The sequence below is a fragment of the Novosphingobium sp. genome (genome assembly GCF_965229225.1).
Lineage (GTDB): Bacteria > Pseudomonadota > Alphaproteobacteria > Sphingomonadales > Sphingomonadaceae > Novosphingobium.
On the sequence record NZ_OZ245867.1, the window covers coordinates 2,112,241 to 2,126,679 of the forward strand.

Genomic DNA, 14,439 nt, shown 5'->3' on the forward strand with positions numbered 1-14,439 from the left:
CAATCGGCGAATGCCGATCAGTAGTTGTAGGCACGCTCACCATGGTCAGCGATGTCGAGGCCTTCGCGCTCGCCTTCTTCGCTGATCCGCATGCCCAGGGTCTTGTCGAGAATGAACCAGATCGCCGCCGTACCGACACCGGACCACACGAGGGTCAGGAGCACCGCCTTGACCTGGACGATCAGCTGGGCAGCGATGTCGTAGGTCGGAGCCGCAACAGCCGGGAACTGGGTGTAGTCGATGACGCCCTGGCCGCCGAGTGCCGGCGAGGCGACGATAGCGGTGGCGATGGCACCGGTGATGCCGCCGATGCAGTGGACACCGAAGACGTCGAGCGTGTCGTCGTACTTGAACTTGTTCTTCACCGTGCTGACGAAGAAGAAGCACAGCGGCGAAACGACGAGGCCGAGGACGATCGAGGTCATCGGCGCGCCGTAACCCGAAGCCGGAGTGATCGCGACGAGACCAGCGACGGCACCCGAAGCAGCACCCAGCATCGAAGGCTTGCCGTGCACGACCTGCTCGACAATCGCCCAGCTGACCGCAGCAGCGCAGGTGGCGAGCATCGTGTTGACGAAGGCAACCGCAGCGACGCCGTTCGATTCAAGGTTGGAACCCGCGTTGAAGCCGAACCAGCCAACCCACAGCAGCGAGGCGCCGATCATGGTCATGGTCAGCGAGTGCGGCGGGGTGGCTTCCTTGCCATAGCCCAGGCGCTTGCCGAGGAGGAGGCAGCCGACGAGGCCCGCAATACCGGCGTTGATGTGAACGACGGTGCCGCCCGCAAAGTCCAGCGCGCCCATGGCCCACAGCAGACCGGAGTCGGTCGGCGCATCGACGAGGAAGTCCGGACCGGCCCAGTACCATACCATGTGCGCGATCGGGTAGTAGACGAAGGTCGACCACGCCACCACGAATACCATGAGCGGGGTGAACTTGATGCGCTCAGCAAAGGAACCGATGAACAGCGCCGGTGTGATCATGGCGAAGGTCATCTGGAAGACGAAGTAGCTGAGTTCGGGAATGTAGACGTTGTTGGAGAACGTCGCCGAGTAGGTCCCGCTGGTGACGCCGGCCATGAGCGCCTTGCCGAAGCCGCCGATGAACGGCGAACCGCCGGTGAAGGCGAGGCTGTAACCGTAGGTCGCCCAGAGCAGGCCCGCGATCGAAACGATCATGAACACCTGCATGAGAACCGAAAGCATGTTCTTGGTGCGAACGAGACCGCCGTAGAACAGCGCGAGGCCCGGAATGCTCATCATCAGGACGAGCACGGACGAAACGAGCATCCAGGTGGTATCACCCTTGTTCACCATGGTCGCCTGGGCCGCCACGTCGGGCGCCTTGACCATCGCCGCCTGGGCAAAGGCAGTGGAAGCGGCGCCGAGCGCAACGCTCGCGCCCACAACCCCGCCGATCATCTTACGGATCATCGAAGTTCCCCTCATGTCAGAAGTGGCGGCCTTCACAGCGCCGTATCCCCGGTTTCGCCGGTGCGGATGCGGGTGGCCGAAGCAAGATCGAGAACGAAGATCTTGCCGTCGCCAATCGCCTCGGTGCTGGCGGTCTGCTGGATCACCTCGATGATCCGGGGGGTCAGATCGTCGCTCGCAGCGATTTCGATCTTCACCTTTGGCAGCATGTTGGTGGTGTATTCGGCGCCGCGGTAGATCTCGGTCTGGCCCTTCTGACGGCCGAAACCCTTCACTTCCGACACCGTCATCCCGGCAACGCCCAGCCCGGAGAGCGCCTCGCGCACTTCGTCGAGCTTGAACGGCTTGATGATGGCGATGATGAATTTCATTCATGCCCCCTTTGCGGCCTTCTCGCCGGGCGACCCGCCGGCTGCCTACGCTTCGCAAACACCGTGCCAAATGCGCGGAACGCTGGAATCAGGGGGTTTCTCTTCGCGGCTGCGGAAAACTACGCAGTGGGCACGCTCGAATCTTGTGCAGATTCCGGGGCCTGCCCAAAAAATGGGCAGACGCTGTGCCTCAATTCCCGCGGAAAAAGCGGTCCGTGGGCGTGGCCGGGAGGCCGTCGATGCTTGTTCTGCGGCCCGAGGTCTTGGCCATCCATGCCGCCTCGTCGGCCTGGGCGTGGTACTTGACCAATGTTTGCCGCTCGGCCTCGAGGGTCATTACCGGGACGCCCCAACCGCAGCTGGTCTGCACGGTGTCGACCGCGATGTCGAAAATCTGGCGGGTGCCGGACAGGATGGTGAAGTGGGCTGCAAGTTCTTCCCACTCCGGATCCTGCGGCAGGACCGGGCGGCCCGTGCCGTAGAGGCGCAGGATCAGCGGAGGCTGGCCGAAGTTGCACATCATGATCGTGATCCGGCCATCGGCCACGAGGTGCGCGTGGGTTTCATTGCCCGAGCCGGCGAGGTCGAGATAGGCGACACGGTTGGGCCCGAGCACCCTGAAGCTGTCATACCCCTTGGGCGAGAGGTTGATCCGCGCGTCCGCAGCAGCTGTCGCCACGAAGAACACGCTTTGCGCGCCCATCATCGCCTCGTGCTGGGGCAGGATGCTGTCGGTGAAGTCCGCCATCAGAGAAACTCGCGCAAGGTGGCGACGAAGCGGTCGAACTGGTCGTGATGGAGCCAATGCCCGGCGTTCTCGAACTCGATCACCTTGCCATCGCGGAAGTGCTTGATGCGGCCATCGCGCTCCGGATTGCCCGCCCAGGAATCCGCTCCATTAAGCAGCAGAGTCGGGCAGGTGATCGCCTCCCACAGCTCGTGCTTGCGCTCGGTGGAGATGTCGTAGGGGTGATCGATGTGGACGTAGGGGTCGAACTTCCAGGTAAAAGTCCCGTCCTCGTTGCGGTTGATCCCGTGGATCGTGAGGTGGCGGGCCTGCACGTCGGTGAGGTAGGGGTTCTCCGACTTCATGCGCGCATAGGCGTCTTCAAGCGTCGCGTAGCGGCGCGGCAGGCGGCCGGCGGCCTTGCGCTTTTCGGCGATGTAGTCACGCACGCGGCGGGCGAAGGGCACATCCTTCATGCGCAGCTCCCAGTCGGGCGTGGGGAAAATGCCCTCGATCGCGACGAGCTTGGCCACGTCCTCTGGGAAAAGGCCCGCATAGCGCAGCGCGACGTTGGCGCCCCATGAATGCGAGACGATGGTGACCGGGGCCAGGCCGAGCTGGTGCACCAGCTGCGCGACGTCGTAGACCATGTCCATCGTGCGATAGTTGCCGTCAGACGCCCACTCGCTGTCGCCATGGCCGCGGTGATCGAGTGCGATGACATGCCAATCGTCGCGCAGGGCCTCGGCCGTCCAGTCCCAGCTGCGGCAATGGTCGCGCCCTCCGTGGATGAGGAGGAGCGGCGGCTTCTCCGCATTGCCCCAATCAACATAGTGAAGGCGCAGGCGCTGCGAGATGAAGGTGTTCGAGGTGGGGCCGAGCAGTGTCATAAGATGTCTCTGCCGCAGGTGCGAACAGGCCGCAAGTGCGGTTGTAGCGCGCAGGCTAGACGCGCTCGCGCCACGGTACGCGCGGCACGTACCCGATCAGCGCGCCCGCGCGGGCGGAGGACAACAGCGAAGCCTCGCCCGCAAGGCTATCGGCCAGCGGCACGGCGGGGAAGTGCTCCGCCATCAGATCGCGCGAGGGACGGCCCATCAGATTGTCTGCTGCGGCGATGATCATCGCCTCGTGGCCGGTTGTCTTTGCCTCCAGCGCGCAGCGGCAGGCCTCGGCAGCGTCCTGCGCGTCAATATAGCTCCACAGGTTCCACTTGCGGCTTGCCGGGTCGGCCTGGATCTGCGGCAGCAGCGCGTAATCCTCAGCCACATAGACGTTGGAAAAGCGCAGCGAGACCACGGCAAGGCCGGCATGCCAGCGGGTGAACTCGTCGGCCATGGTTTCCCCCACCCGCTTGCCGAGCGCGTAGGACCAGTTGGGAAGCAGCGGGTGCGTCTCGTCGATGGGGGCGAAAAGCGGCGGCTCCGCAAAGGGCAGGCCGAGAATCGTCTCGCTGGAGGCCCAGACCACGCGGCCGATGCCAAGGCGCGCGGCGGCCGAAAACACGTTGTAGGTGCCCATCACATTGATGCGGAAGGCGGCTTCGTCGGTCGTCGCGCCCGGCTTGGGGATGCCAGCAAGGTGGAGCACGGCATCGAAGCGGCGAGCTGCAGTGTCAACGCCCGACAGCGCACCCATGACCGCGCCGAAATCCGCGCAATCGAGCCGTACCGTGTCGTCTCCATAGACCGAACTGACGATATCGAAGCCGGTAACACGGTGCCCCGCTGCCCTGAGCGCCGCGACCGCAACCTTGCCGAGTTTGCCGCTGCTGCCTGTGACCGCGATGCGCATGGATTTACCGCTCCTTGGTGGCGCTGAAGGTCAGCTCCGGATTGCGTTCCTGCTGATAGCCGACATCCCACGCCGAGCGCGCCATAAACACGGGATCGCCGTCGCGGTCCTTGGCGAGATTCGAAAGGTTGAAATCGGCAAAGTTGCGCAAGGCGGCGTCGCTACCTTTGATCCAGCGCGCGGTTTCGAACGGTGAGGGTTCGAGCACGGCCTCGACCTTGTATTCCGCCTCCAACCGCGAAATCAGCACATCGAGCTGCAATTGGCCGACCACGCCGACGATCGATTGCGCACCGATCTCGGGATAGAACACCTGAATCACGCCTTCTTCGGAAAGGTCGTCGAGCGCCTTTCTAAGCTGCTTGGTCTTGGTCGGATCCTTCAGCTGCACGCGGCGCAGGATTTCCGGCGCGAAGTTGGGCAGGCCAGTGAAGCGGACGGTGTTCTTTTCCGAAAGCGTGTCGCCCACGCGCAAGGTGCCGTGGTTGGGGATGCCGATGATGTCGCCCGCCTCGGCCGTATCGGCGATCTCGCGGTCCTGTGCGAAGAACAGGATCGGCGAGTGGACCGCGATCGGCTTGCCGAGGCCGGACGGCGTGAGCTTCATGCCGCGCTTGAAGGTGCCCGAGACCATGCGCATGAACGCAATGCGGTCGCGGTGCATCGGGTCCATGTTGGCCTGAACCTTGAACACGAAGCCGGTGACTTCGGGGTGATCGGTCTCGATCGTGCCGCTGTCCGACGGCTGCGGACGCGGCGGCGGGGCATAGCGGGCGATGGCGTCGATCATTTCGGCGACACCGAAGTTCTTGAGCGCCGAGCCGAAGTAGACTGGCGTGAGATCGCCGTTGCGGTAGGCGGTGAGATCGAATTCGGGATAGCCGACCTGCGCGAGCTCGATTTCCTCGGCGATCTCGGCGGGGATTGCGCCATCGACGAGCGGATCGCGCTTGCCGAGGAATTCGCGGCTGTCGCCTTCGGGGCGGGCGATCGTGCCCGTCGCAAAATCGAGCACACCTTCGAAAATCCCGCCCATGCCAATGGGCCACGACATCGGGCAGACATCGAGCGCCAGCGCATCCGCCACTTCATCGAGCGTTTCGAACACCGGGCGGCCTTCGCGGTCGACCTTGTTGACGAAGGTGATGATCGGCACCGAACGCAGGCGGCAGACCTCGAACAACTTGCGCGTCTGCGGCTCGATACCCTTGGCCGCGTCGATCACCATGATCGCGGAATCGACGGCAGTGAGCGTGCGGTAGGTGTCTTCGGAGAAGTCCTCGTGGCCCGGGGTATCGAGCAGATTGAAGACGACACCGTCCTTCTGGAAGGTCATCACCGAGGAGGTGACCGAGATGCCGCGCTGCTGCTCGATCTTCATCCAGTCGGACCGGGCGCGCCGCGCCTGCCCGCGCGCCTTGACCTCACCGGCCAAATGGATCGCGCCGCCCTGGAGGAGCAGCTTCTCGGTCAGCGTGGTCTTGCCCGCGTCAGGGTGCGAGATGATGGCAAAGGTGCGGCGATTGGAACTCATGTGCGCCGCCTAGCCGAGGGGCGCGGCGGTGTCACGCCTCAGCCGCGCAGAGCGAGCAGCAGCAGGACCGGCCAGACCACCACGATCGCGGCGAAGATTCCGGCGACGCCCCACGGCACCGGCGCCCCGGCACGGATCGCGGGCCAGACGAAGAGCGCAAGCCACAGCGTCTTGTAGAAGATCTGCACCAGCAGCAGCGGCGCGAAGAAGGCGGGGGCAAAGAGGCCGCAAACGGAGGCCGCAAGGATCGCCGACCATAGGCTGAGCACCAGCACGCGCAGGCCGGCGCTTTCCGTCACGGCGCCCTGAAACACTGTGGCAGCGGCGGTTGGTGCAATCATGCCCCAGCAGACCGGGACAAGGATCAGGATATTCGCCGCGAAGGCAACACGCAGGATATCCGGGTTGGAGAAAATGACGGCGCTCGGCATGCCTGAAGATTAGGCAGGACGGATGGTCACATCCATTCGGAAGTTGCAGCTTGCCCCTTGAGGCAGGACCATCACACCGGGTTTGTCACCGAACTCTCCAGCATAGCCCACCGGATCGGAATGGCCCTGCCACGGCTCGATGCAGATGTAGCGCGCGCCGGGGACCTGCCAGATGCCGAGCATCGGGCTATCCGGGAAGGCGATGTCGAGCCAGGTTCCGCCATCGGCGCCATAAGACAGGCGGCGGCTGGCGAGTTCGGTCCAGATCAGCGCATCGTGACGGAAGAGTTCGGGATCGAGCGGGAGTTCGCGGCCCTGCACCGGGCTGGGCACGCCATCCGGGCGGAGCAGGCCGCTTGCCTTGTCGAGCTGGCGGATAGGCTGCGGCTCGTCCGCCTCGAACACCACGCGGTGCGCGGCCTTGTCGGCACCGCCGGGAAGCGGCCAGGCGAAGGCCGGGTGGTAGCCGAAGCTGAAGGGCAGCGGGGCATCGCCGGTGTTGTGGACCGTCGCCATCATCGCAAGCGTCATGCCAGAGAGCGTGAAGGCCATCTCGAGCGCGAAGGCGAAGGGATAGCCGGCCCGGGTCTCGGCACTGTCTTCCAGCCGGAACACCGCGCGATCCGTCAACTGCTCGGTCAAAGCGAAGGCACTGCGGCGGGCGAAGCCGTGTTTGGGCATCCGGAATGCCTGCCCTTCACGGCGCAGTGTGTCTTCCGCCAGCGCACCGACAATCGGGAACAGCAGCGGCGCGCGGCCCGACCAGAAGGCCGGGTCCGCATCGGTCATGTATTCGCGGCCCGCAGCATCGGTCAGCGAGGAAAGCTCCGCGCCGAACGGGTTGATCCGCGCAGAGAGGCCTTCGCTGGCGATGGCAACAAGATCGGTCATCGGTCCCCGGCTGGCAGGTGTTTTCAGGCGCGCAGCACGCCGCCGAGCTTCGCGCCGGCTGCCACGATCTTGTCGGTGATCGCTTTCAATGCCGCCTCGTCGTAGCTCTTCTCGACCGGCTGCAAAGTGACCTCGACGGCCAGCGACTTGTGACCTTCCGGCACGCCCTGCCCTCGGAAATCATCGAACACCCGCGCGGCGACCACGTTGGCCTTGTCCGCCCCGCGCACGGCGCGCAGCAGATCGCCGGCGGGGAGCGCGGCAGGCACGAGGAAGGCGTAATCGCGCGTGACGGCCTGCAGCGCGGGCGGCGCGAAGTGCGGACGGGCAAAGCTGCCGGGGCCCTTGCGCGCGGGGATCGCGCCGAGGAACAGTTCGACCACAGCAACCGGACCGGCCAGATCGAAGGCCTTGGCGGTGGTGGGATGCAGCAGACCGAAGCGCGCGAGCACGGTCTTGGGCCCGAGGCGCAAGGTGGCAGACTGGCCGGGGTGGAACTGGCTGCCTGCTTCACCCATCACCTGCAGGTTATCGACCGGCGCACCAGCTTCGGCGAGGAGCGCAAGGGCCTCGGCCTTCGCGTCGAAGGCATCGAAGGGCTTGGCCTTCCCCGTCGCCCAGCCGCGCGGTGCCGCTTCGCCCGCGAGCACGACGGCGAGGCTGGGCTGCTCGTCGCTCGCGCCGCCTTCCCCGCGCAGATAGCGGCGGCCGATCTCGAACAGACGGACCGAAGTGGCGCCGCGATCAAGATTGCGCCGCGCTGCCGATAGCAGGCCCGGCAGCAGCGAGGGGCGCATGGTCTTGAGGTCTTCGGAGATCGGATTGGCCAGCGTCCAGAGATCGCCATCAGCAAAGTGCGCGGCCTCGCTCGTGGGAAGGAACGACCAGGTTACTGCCTCGTTCAGTCCGCGCGCGGCGGCAGCCCGGCGGATGCGGCGCTCCTGCATCTGCGCGGGCGTGGCGGTGGGCTTGGCGACGCCGTCGGCGCGCGGCAGCGGGGTGGAGGGCACGGCATCGAGGCCGTGAACGCGGATCACTTCCTCCACGATGTCGGGTGCGCCGTCGACGTCCGGGCGCCAGGTCGGCACCGTCACGTCCCAGTGCTTGGCCAAGTCTTCGAAAACTTCGAAACCAAGCGCGGCAAGGATGCGCTTCTGTTCGCCATTGGCGACATCGATCCCGCCGAGATTGCCGGCGAGCGCCGGATCATAGCCGAAGCTCTTGCGCGCAAGCGGGGGCTGGCCGGCGCGGATCACTTCGCTCGGCTCGCCGCCGCAGATCTCGAGGATCAGGCTGGTGAGCAGGTCCAGGCCAGTATCGAGGAAGGCGGGATCGACCCCGCGCTCGAAGCGGCCGCGCGCGTCGGACGTGAGCGCCAGCGCCTGCCCGGTGCGGGCGATATTGGCGGGGGTGAAGTAGGCGACTTCGAGTAGGACGTCGGTCGTGTCGTCAGAACAGCCCGAATGTTCGCCGCCCATGATCCCGGCGATATCGTGGACGCCGGCTTCATCGGCGATCACGGTCATCCATGGTTCGAGCGCGTATTCCTTGCCGTTGAGGGCAAGGCAAGTCTCACCTTCGCGGGCGTTGCGGGCGCAGACGGCGCCGGTGAGCTTGGCGAGGTCATAGGCATGCGCGGGGCGGCCATAGCCGAGCATCACGTAGTTGGTGATGTCGACCAGCGCCGAAATCGGGCGCTGGCCCGCGCTCTTGAGGCGGTCCTGCAACCACTGCGGGCTGGGGCCGTTCTTCACGCCGCGAATGACGCGGCCGTAGAAGGCGGGGCAGCCTTCGGGATCATCGGTGCGGACTTCGACCGGGCACGGGAAGCTGCCGGTGATCGGCGCGACGTCGATCGGCTTGAGCACGCCAAGGCCCGCCGCCGCAAGATCGCGCGCGATGCCGTGGACACCCATGCAGTCCGGACGGTTGGGCGTGATTGCGACGTCGAACACCGGGTCGGAGCCGAGATAATCGGCGAAGCTGGTGCCGATGGGGGCGTCGGCGGGCAGCTCGATGATGCCATCGTGCTCTTCACCAAGGCCGAGCTCGCGCGTCGAGCACATCATGCCGTTGGATTCGACGCCGCGGATGGCGGACTTGCGAAGCTCCATGCCGTTGGCCGGAACCACTGCGCCAGGAACACCGAGAACGCCAACGAGGCCCGCGCGCGCATTCGGCGCGCCGCAGACGACCTGAAGCGGGGTGCCGTCACCCAGATCGACCGAGAGGACTTGCAACTTGTCCGCCTGCGGGTGCCGTTCCGCCGTCAGCACGCGGGCGACGCGGAACTTCTTGAGCGCGGCGGAGGCATCCTCGACGCCTTCGATCTCGAGGCCGAGCGAAGTGAGCTTTTCGGCAATGGTGCGGGCATCGGCCTTGGTATCGAGCAGGGCCTGGAGCCATGAGAGAGCAAACTTCATGCGCGCACTCCCACGCCGCCGGAAAGGGTCGGCACATCGAGCGCGCCAAAGCCGTAGTGCTGGAGCCAGCGCACATCGCCATCGAAGAAGGCGCGCAGATCGTCCATGCCGTATTTCAGCATCGCGAGCCGATCGACGCCGGTACCGAACGCGAAGCCCTGCCATTCATCGGGATCGAGCCCGCCGAATTCGATCACCTTGCGGTTGACCATGCCGGAACCGAGCACTTCCATCCAGCCGCCGTTCGCCGCATCGCCGCTGCCGCCAACCACGCGCTTGCCATTTATCAGGGTGTAGCCGACGTCGACTTCGACCGAAGGTTCGGTGAAAGGGAAATAGCTGGGGCGCAGGCGCAGGACGATGTCCTCACGCTCGAAGAAGGCCTTGAGGAAGGTTTCCAGCGTCCACTTGAGGTGGCCGAGGTGGATACCCTTGTCGATCACGAGGCCCTCGATCTGATGGAACATCGGGGTGTGCGTGGCGTCGCTGTCTGACCGGTAGACGCGGCCCGGCGCAATCACGCGCAAGGGCGCGCCCTGGCTGAGCATCGAGCGGATCTGGACCGGCGAGGTATGCGTGCGGAGCAGCATCGAGCGGCCCTCTGCATCCTTGTCCGGGAAGTAGAACGTATCGTGCATCGCTCGCGCCGGGTGCGTTTCGGGCATGTTGAGCGCGGTGAAGTTGTGCCAGTCGTCCTCGATCTCCGGCCCCGTCGCCACGGCAAAGCCCATGTCGGCGAAAATCTCGGCCAGCTCGTCCATGACCTGGCTGACCGGGTGGACACTGCCGCGCGGGGCCGCCGGTGCGGGGAGCGAAAGGTCGGCGGTTTCTGCCGCAAGCTTTGCCTCAAGCGCGGCGCTTTCCAGCGCGGCGCGGCGTTCGCCGAGTGCGGCGGTGACGGCCTCGCGCGCGGCGTGGATGCGCGGCCCGGTGCTGGTGCGTTCCTCGGGGCTCATGCCGCCCAGCGACTTGAGCAAGGCCGAGACCCAGCCCTGCTTGCCAAGCGCACCGACGCGCAGCGCCTCGACGGCTTCGATCGTGTCTGCCGCTGCAATCGCGGCGAGTGTAGGTTCAAGCTGTTCCATCGCGCCCGCCGCTAGCGCCAAACGGCGCGGAATCCAAGGCGCGCGTTCAGTCCCTTGAGGGATCGTGCAATGCCTGCACCGGTGCCCCTGCGGCCACCATGCGGGCGCGCATGACCCCGGCGAGCACCGGATGGGGCAGCGCGGCATAGGCGCTCGGGCTCATCCCCATGAAGCGGTGGAACTCGCGCACGAACTGTGCCTGATCGTGATAGTGCGAATCGATGGCGCCGATCCACTTCAGCGAGGGGTCGAGCATGTACTGCGAGAGGCTGCGCATGAAGCGCTGCCGGCGCAGCAGCAGGCTGGGCGGAAAGCCGAAGTAACGGCGGCAGACGCGCTCCAGCGTATGCGTGGGCAAGCTGGCCCGCTCCGCCATGTCCGCCACGCTGGCGACGTCGGGATCGACGAGCACATGATGAACGGTCCGGATGCGCGCTTCCTCGGGCAGCGGACGGGCTGCGAGGCTTTCGAAGTGACGGGTGATTCGCTCTAGTTCGGCAGCTTCATCAGGCTCAGGCCCGAACAGCGTATCCACCAGAGGACGCAGCGGCGCGAACGCCGGTTCCGCCGCCGAATCGCAGAGGCGATCGGCATAGGCATTTGCCGGGGCGGCAACGAACTTGGCCCAGCCGAGAGGCAGCAGGCCGATCCCCCAGATGCGTGAAGTGCCGGTGGTGAAGCGCACCGCAGTGCTGGTCGGCCCGGTGACAATGCCGGTGACGCCGCCGAACGGGGCGGCACCGCGGATCTCCGAAACCGGCAGGGCACCGCTGATGATGCGCAGGTTGGCCCATTCGGGGTGGAGATGATCGGTGACCTGGCCTTCGGCGCCAACAACGATTTCGGTGATGTAGAAGGTCGTGAAATAGGGGCGCATGGCCGCGGGCGGCTGATGGAATCGTACCCTGACGGCACATGGACCGTTCACTATTGCGCCCCTCGTTATTATCCCTGTTGGTAGGATCATAACCCCTATGGGCCACAACGGGAACAGTCCAAAATGGCAAAAAGGGCACCGGTCCCAAGACCGGTGCCCCCTTGCATTTCAGCCAGATCCAGAATTCAACAGCTGCCAAACGCACCAGATTGGAACGTCGGGCCGTTACATTCCGATCAGTTTGCCAAAGCCTGCTTGGCCTGCGCGATGATCGCGGTGAACACACCGCCTTCGTTCATCGCGAGATCGGCCATGGCCTTGCGATCGAGTTCGATCCCGGCAAGCTTGGTGCCGTGGATGAACTGCGAGTAGGTCAGGCCTTCGGCGCGGACAGCGGCGTTGATGCGCTGGATCCACAGACCGCGGAACTCCCGCTTCTTCACCTTGCGGTCGCGGTACGCGTACTGGCCGGCCTTTTCGACGGCCTGACGGGCAACGCGGATGGTGTTCTTGCGGCGGCCCCGATAGCCCTTGGCCTGTTCGAGAATGCGCTTGTGCTTGGCGCGGGTGGTAACACCCCGTTTGATACGGCTCATGGTCTAACGCTCCTCAGTTCAGCCCGTAGGGCGCCCACTTCTTGATCACCTTCGCATCGGCGTCGGAGATCACGTCCATCCCGCGGTTCTGGCGGATGTACTTGGCGTTGTGGCTGATCAGGCGGTGGCGCTTGCCGGCGACGCCGTGCTTAACCTTGCCGGAGGCGGTGATCTTGAAGCGCTTCTTCACACCGCTCTTGGTCTTGAGCTTGGGCATTTTCGTCTCCTTGATAAGGGTGCGTCCGACCCGCCGTGGCAGCCCTGCATGGCCAGGCAAGTCATCGAATCCGCACCCGATGAAGTGGGCGCGCTTAGTGGCGCATGGCGCAAAAGGCAAGCGATTGCGCTTTGAGGGGACCGAATGGCCGAGTCAGCCGCCGATCTCCTCCCGGTCGAACGGGGTCGTCTGGTAGGTCTCGTTGATCCAGTTGCCGAACAGCAGATGGCCGTGGCCGCGCCAGGTGTTGGACGGCGCGGCGGCAGGATCATCGCCCGGAAAGTAGTGCAACGGCAGACTACGCCCTTCATCCCGCGCATATTCGCTCGCAAGCGTCAGCGTATCGTATTCGAGGTGGTTGAGCATGTGGACCGCGTCGTTGGCCGGATCGCTGACAAGGCAAAGGCCGGTCTCCGGGCTATCGGCCAGCACGGTGAGCCCGCGCCCGGCGGGAAGATCCGCACCGCGCAGTTCGCTCCAGCGCGAGACGGGGACATCGAACCGATCGGGCAGCCCGCGCATGAGCGGATTTGCCGGCGCACGGTTGACGTGGCTGAACACGCCGGTCGCCTTCTGGGTCAGCGCATGCTTGGGCACGCCGTGGAAGTAATGCAAGGCGGCCATGGCGCCCCAGCACAGCGTCAGCGTGCGGTGAACATTGTGCCGCGACCAATCGAGGATGCGGCACATCTCGTCCCAATAGGTCACCTCCTCGAACCCGATCTGTTCGACCGGAGCGCCGGTGATGATGAGGCCATCGAACTTCTCGGTGCGGAGATCTTCCCAAGGCCGGTAGAACGATGTGATGTGCCCGGCCGAGGTGTTCTTGCTGACGTGGTCTGAAATGCGCACGAGATCGAGTTCGATCTGCAGCGGCGTTGCGCCGAGCAGGCGGGCAATCTGGGTCTCGGTGGTAATCTTGTCGGGCATGAGGTTGAGCAAAGCGACGCGCAAGGGACGGATGTCCTGACGCGCGGCCTCGGTCTCGCTCATGACGATAACGCCCTCGGCCTCCAGCGTGCGGCGGGCGGGCAGATTGTCGGCGATGCGGATCGGCACGTGTCGTAACCCTTTGAACTTCGCGGGAAACGACGCCTGTAGCCTTGTTCCGTTTGGTTGCCGGACCGGCCACATCCCTTCGCTGGCGAAGGCGCCACCTTGCCCGGAAACCGGCAGGTTGGCGTCGGGGCATCATTCCCCAACTCTTGATGCGGGGCGAGACATAGGGCGACTGCCATTGAAATGCAACGCCCTGCCGCATCCGGACGCTCGCCCAGATCTCACTTGCTATTGCAAATGCCTCGCATTACGTATTAGCCGACACAGCGTGAGGATTCGCTTCCGATGTATATCTGCATCTGCAATGCCATCCGCGAAAAGGACCTGCGCCGCGCCGCCTGCGAGCAGGGCGGCGATGCCGAATCGCTTTATGCCAAGCTCGGCTTTGCCCCGCAGTGCCGCCAGTGCCTGGAAGATGCCGAGCACATCGTCGCCGAAGCGCGGTCCTGCATTCTGGCCTGACTTGCCTTGCGCCGGATCGCTGGTCTGACTACTCTTGGCGCCTAGCGAGGAGACGCAGCGTGAAGGGTGATGCCAAGGTCATCGAATTCCTCAACAAGGCCCTGCTCAACGAGCTGACCGCCATCAACCAGTACTGGCTGCATTACCGGATGCTGGCCAACTGGGGCCTCAAGAAGCTCGCCGAATACGAGCGCCACGAATCGATCGACGAGATGAAGCACGCCGACCGGTTGGCGGACCGCATTCTGTTCCTCGATGGCCTGCCCAATTTTCAGGCCATCGGCCGCCTGCGCATCGGCGAGGACGTCGAGGACGTGCTCAAGGCCGACCTTGCGCTGGAGCATGACGCGATCCCGCTGCTCAAGGACGCAATTGCCCACTGCGAGAGCGTGCGCGACTTCGTCAGCCGCGACTTGTTTGCCGACATTCTCTCCAACGAGGAGGAGCATGTCGACGTGCTGGAAACCCAGTTCGAAATGATCGCGCGGATGGGCCTCGCCAACTACATCCAGCTCAACAGCGAGGCATCGGAAGCCTGA

General features: G+C 65.0%; 16 protein-coding genes and 1 riboswitch. Of the genes, 2 read left to right on the forward strand and 14 right to left on the reverse strand.

Annotation, left to right across the window (positions count from 1 at the left end; genetic code table 11):
- Positions 1-17: 17 nt before the first annotated feature.
- The 14 genes from ACO06X_RS09695 to ACO06X_RS09760 form a co-directional block, all read right to left on the reverse strand.
- Positions 18-1,433, reverse strand: a complete 1,416-nt coding sequence (locus tag ACO06X_RS09695; RefSeq protein WP_421839713.1) for an ammonium transporter — start codon at positions 1,431-1,433, stop codon at positions 18-20.
- A gap of 32 nt (positions 1,434-1,465) precedes the next feature.
- Positions 1,466-1,804: a P-II family nitrogen regulator gene (locus ACO06X_RS09700; protein ID WP_072384441.1), complete on the reverse strand. Its 339-nt coding sequence runs from the start codon at positions 1,802-1,804 to the stop codon at positions 1,466-1,468.
- A 190-nt stretch (positions 1,805-1,994) separates the two neighbouring features.
- Positions 1,995-2,552, reverse strand: a complete 558-nt coding sequence (locus tag ACO06X_RS09705; protein WP_421839714.1) for a pyridoxamine 5'-phosphate oxidase family protein — start codon at positions 2,550-2,552, stop codon at positions 1,995-1,997.
- Positions 2,552-3,421, reverse strand: a complete 870-nt coding sequence (locus ACO06X_RS09710; protein ID WP_421839715.1) for an alpha/beta fold hydrolase — start codon at positions 3,419-3,421, stop codon at positions 2,552-2,554. Before ACO06X_RS09710 ends, ACO06X_RS09705 begins: the two co-directional genes overlap by 1 nt.
- 55 nt (positions 3,422-3,476) lie before the next feature.
- Positions 3,477-4,325, reverse strand: a complete 849-nt coding sequence (locus tag ACO06X_RS09715; protein ID WP_421839716.1) for an NAD-dependent epimerase/dehydratase family protein — start codon at positions 4,323-4,325, stop codon at positions 3,477-3,479.
- 4 nt (positions 4,326-4,329) lie between these two features.
- On the reverse strand, positions 4,330-5,859 hold the full coding sequence (locus ACO06X_RS09720; protein ID WP_421839717.1) for a peptide chain release factor 3: 1,530 nt from the start codon (positions 5,857-5,859) through the stop codon (positions 4,330-4,332).
- Between the two features lie 38 nt (positions 5,860-5,897).
- A complete protein-coding gene (locus tag ACO06X_RS09725) occupies positions 5,898-6,290 on the reverse strand; it encodes a hypothetical protein (protein WP_421839718.1) in 393 nt (130 codons plus the stop codon).
- Positions 6,291-6,299: 9 nt separating this feature from the next.
- Entirely contained in the window at positions 6,300-7,181 is an 882-nt protein-coding gene (locus ACO06X_RS09730; RefSeq protein WP_421839719.1) for an aldose 1-epimerase family protein, read from the reverse strand.
- 23 nt (positions 7,182-7,204) lie between these two features.
- Positions 7,205-9,604, reverse strand: a complete 2,400-nt coding sequence (gene pheT, locus ACO06X_RS09735; protein ID WP_421839720.1) for a phenylalanine--tRNA ligase subunit beta — start codon at positions 9,602-9,604, stop codon at positions 7,205-7,207.
- On the reverse strand, positions 9,601-10,689 hold the full coding sequence (gene pheS / locus ACO06X_RS09740) for a phenylalanine--tRNA ligase subunit alpha (protein ID WP_421839721.1): 1,089 nt from the start codon (positions 10,687-10,689) through the stop codon (positions 9,601-9,603). The genes pheT and pheS overlap by 4 nt, the downstream gene beginning before the upstream one ends.
- A gap of 46 nt (positions 10,690-10,735) precedes the next feature.
- Positions 10,736-11,566 carry a helix-turn-helix domain-containing protein gene (locus ACO06X_RS09745; RefSeq protein ID WP_421839722.1) on the reverse strand — a complete coding sequence of 277 codons (831 nt, stop codon included), beginning with the start codon at positions 11,564-11,566 and terminating at the stop codon, positions 10,736-10,738.
- A 236-nt stretch (positions 11,567-11,802) separates the two neighbouring features.
- Positions 11,803-12,162, reverse strand: coding sequence for a 50S ribosomal protein L20 (rplT, locus tag ACO06X_RS09750; protein WP_421839723.1), 360 nt, complete (start codon positions 12,160-12,162; stop codon positions 11,803-11,805).
- Between the two features lie 13 nt (positions 12,163-12,175).
- The gene (gene rpmI / locus ACO06X_RS09755; protein WP_054122496.1) at positions 12,176-12,379 is read right to left on the reverse strand and encodes a 50S ribosomal protein L35; all 204 of its coding nucleotides are present in this window, start codon (positions 12,377-12,379) and stop codon (positions 12,176-12,178) included.
- Positions 12,380-12,532: 153 nt separating this feature from the next.
- Positions 12,533-13,438, reverse strand: coding sequence for a homoserine O-succinyltransferase (locus ACO06X_RS09760; RefSeq protein ID WP_421839724.1), 906 nt, complete (start codon positions 13,436-13,438; stop codon positions 12,533-12,535).
- A gap of 43 nt (positions 13,439-13,481) precedes the next feature.
- A riboswitch (SAM-I-IV-variant riboswitch) is annotated at positions 13,482-13,596 on the reverse strand.
- Between the two features lie 127 nt (positions 13,597-13,723).
- Here ACO06X_RS09760 and ACO06X_RS09765 point away from each other — a divergent pair.
- Positions 13,724-13,900: a (2Fe-2S)-binding protein gene (locus tag ACO06X_RS09765; protein ID WP_421839725.1), complete on the forward strand. Its 177-nt coding sequence runs from the start codon at positions 13,724-13,726 to the stop codon at positions 13,898-13,900.
- A gap of 59 nt (positions 13,901-13,959) precedes the next feature.
- Positions 13,960-14,439 carry a bacterioferritin gene (gene bfr, locus ACO06X_RS09770; RefSeq protein WP_298174451.1) on the forward strand — a complete coding sequence of 160 codons (480 nt, stop codon included), beginning with the start codon at positions 13,960-13,962 and terminating at the stop codon, positions 14,437-14,439.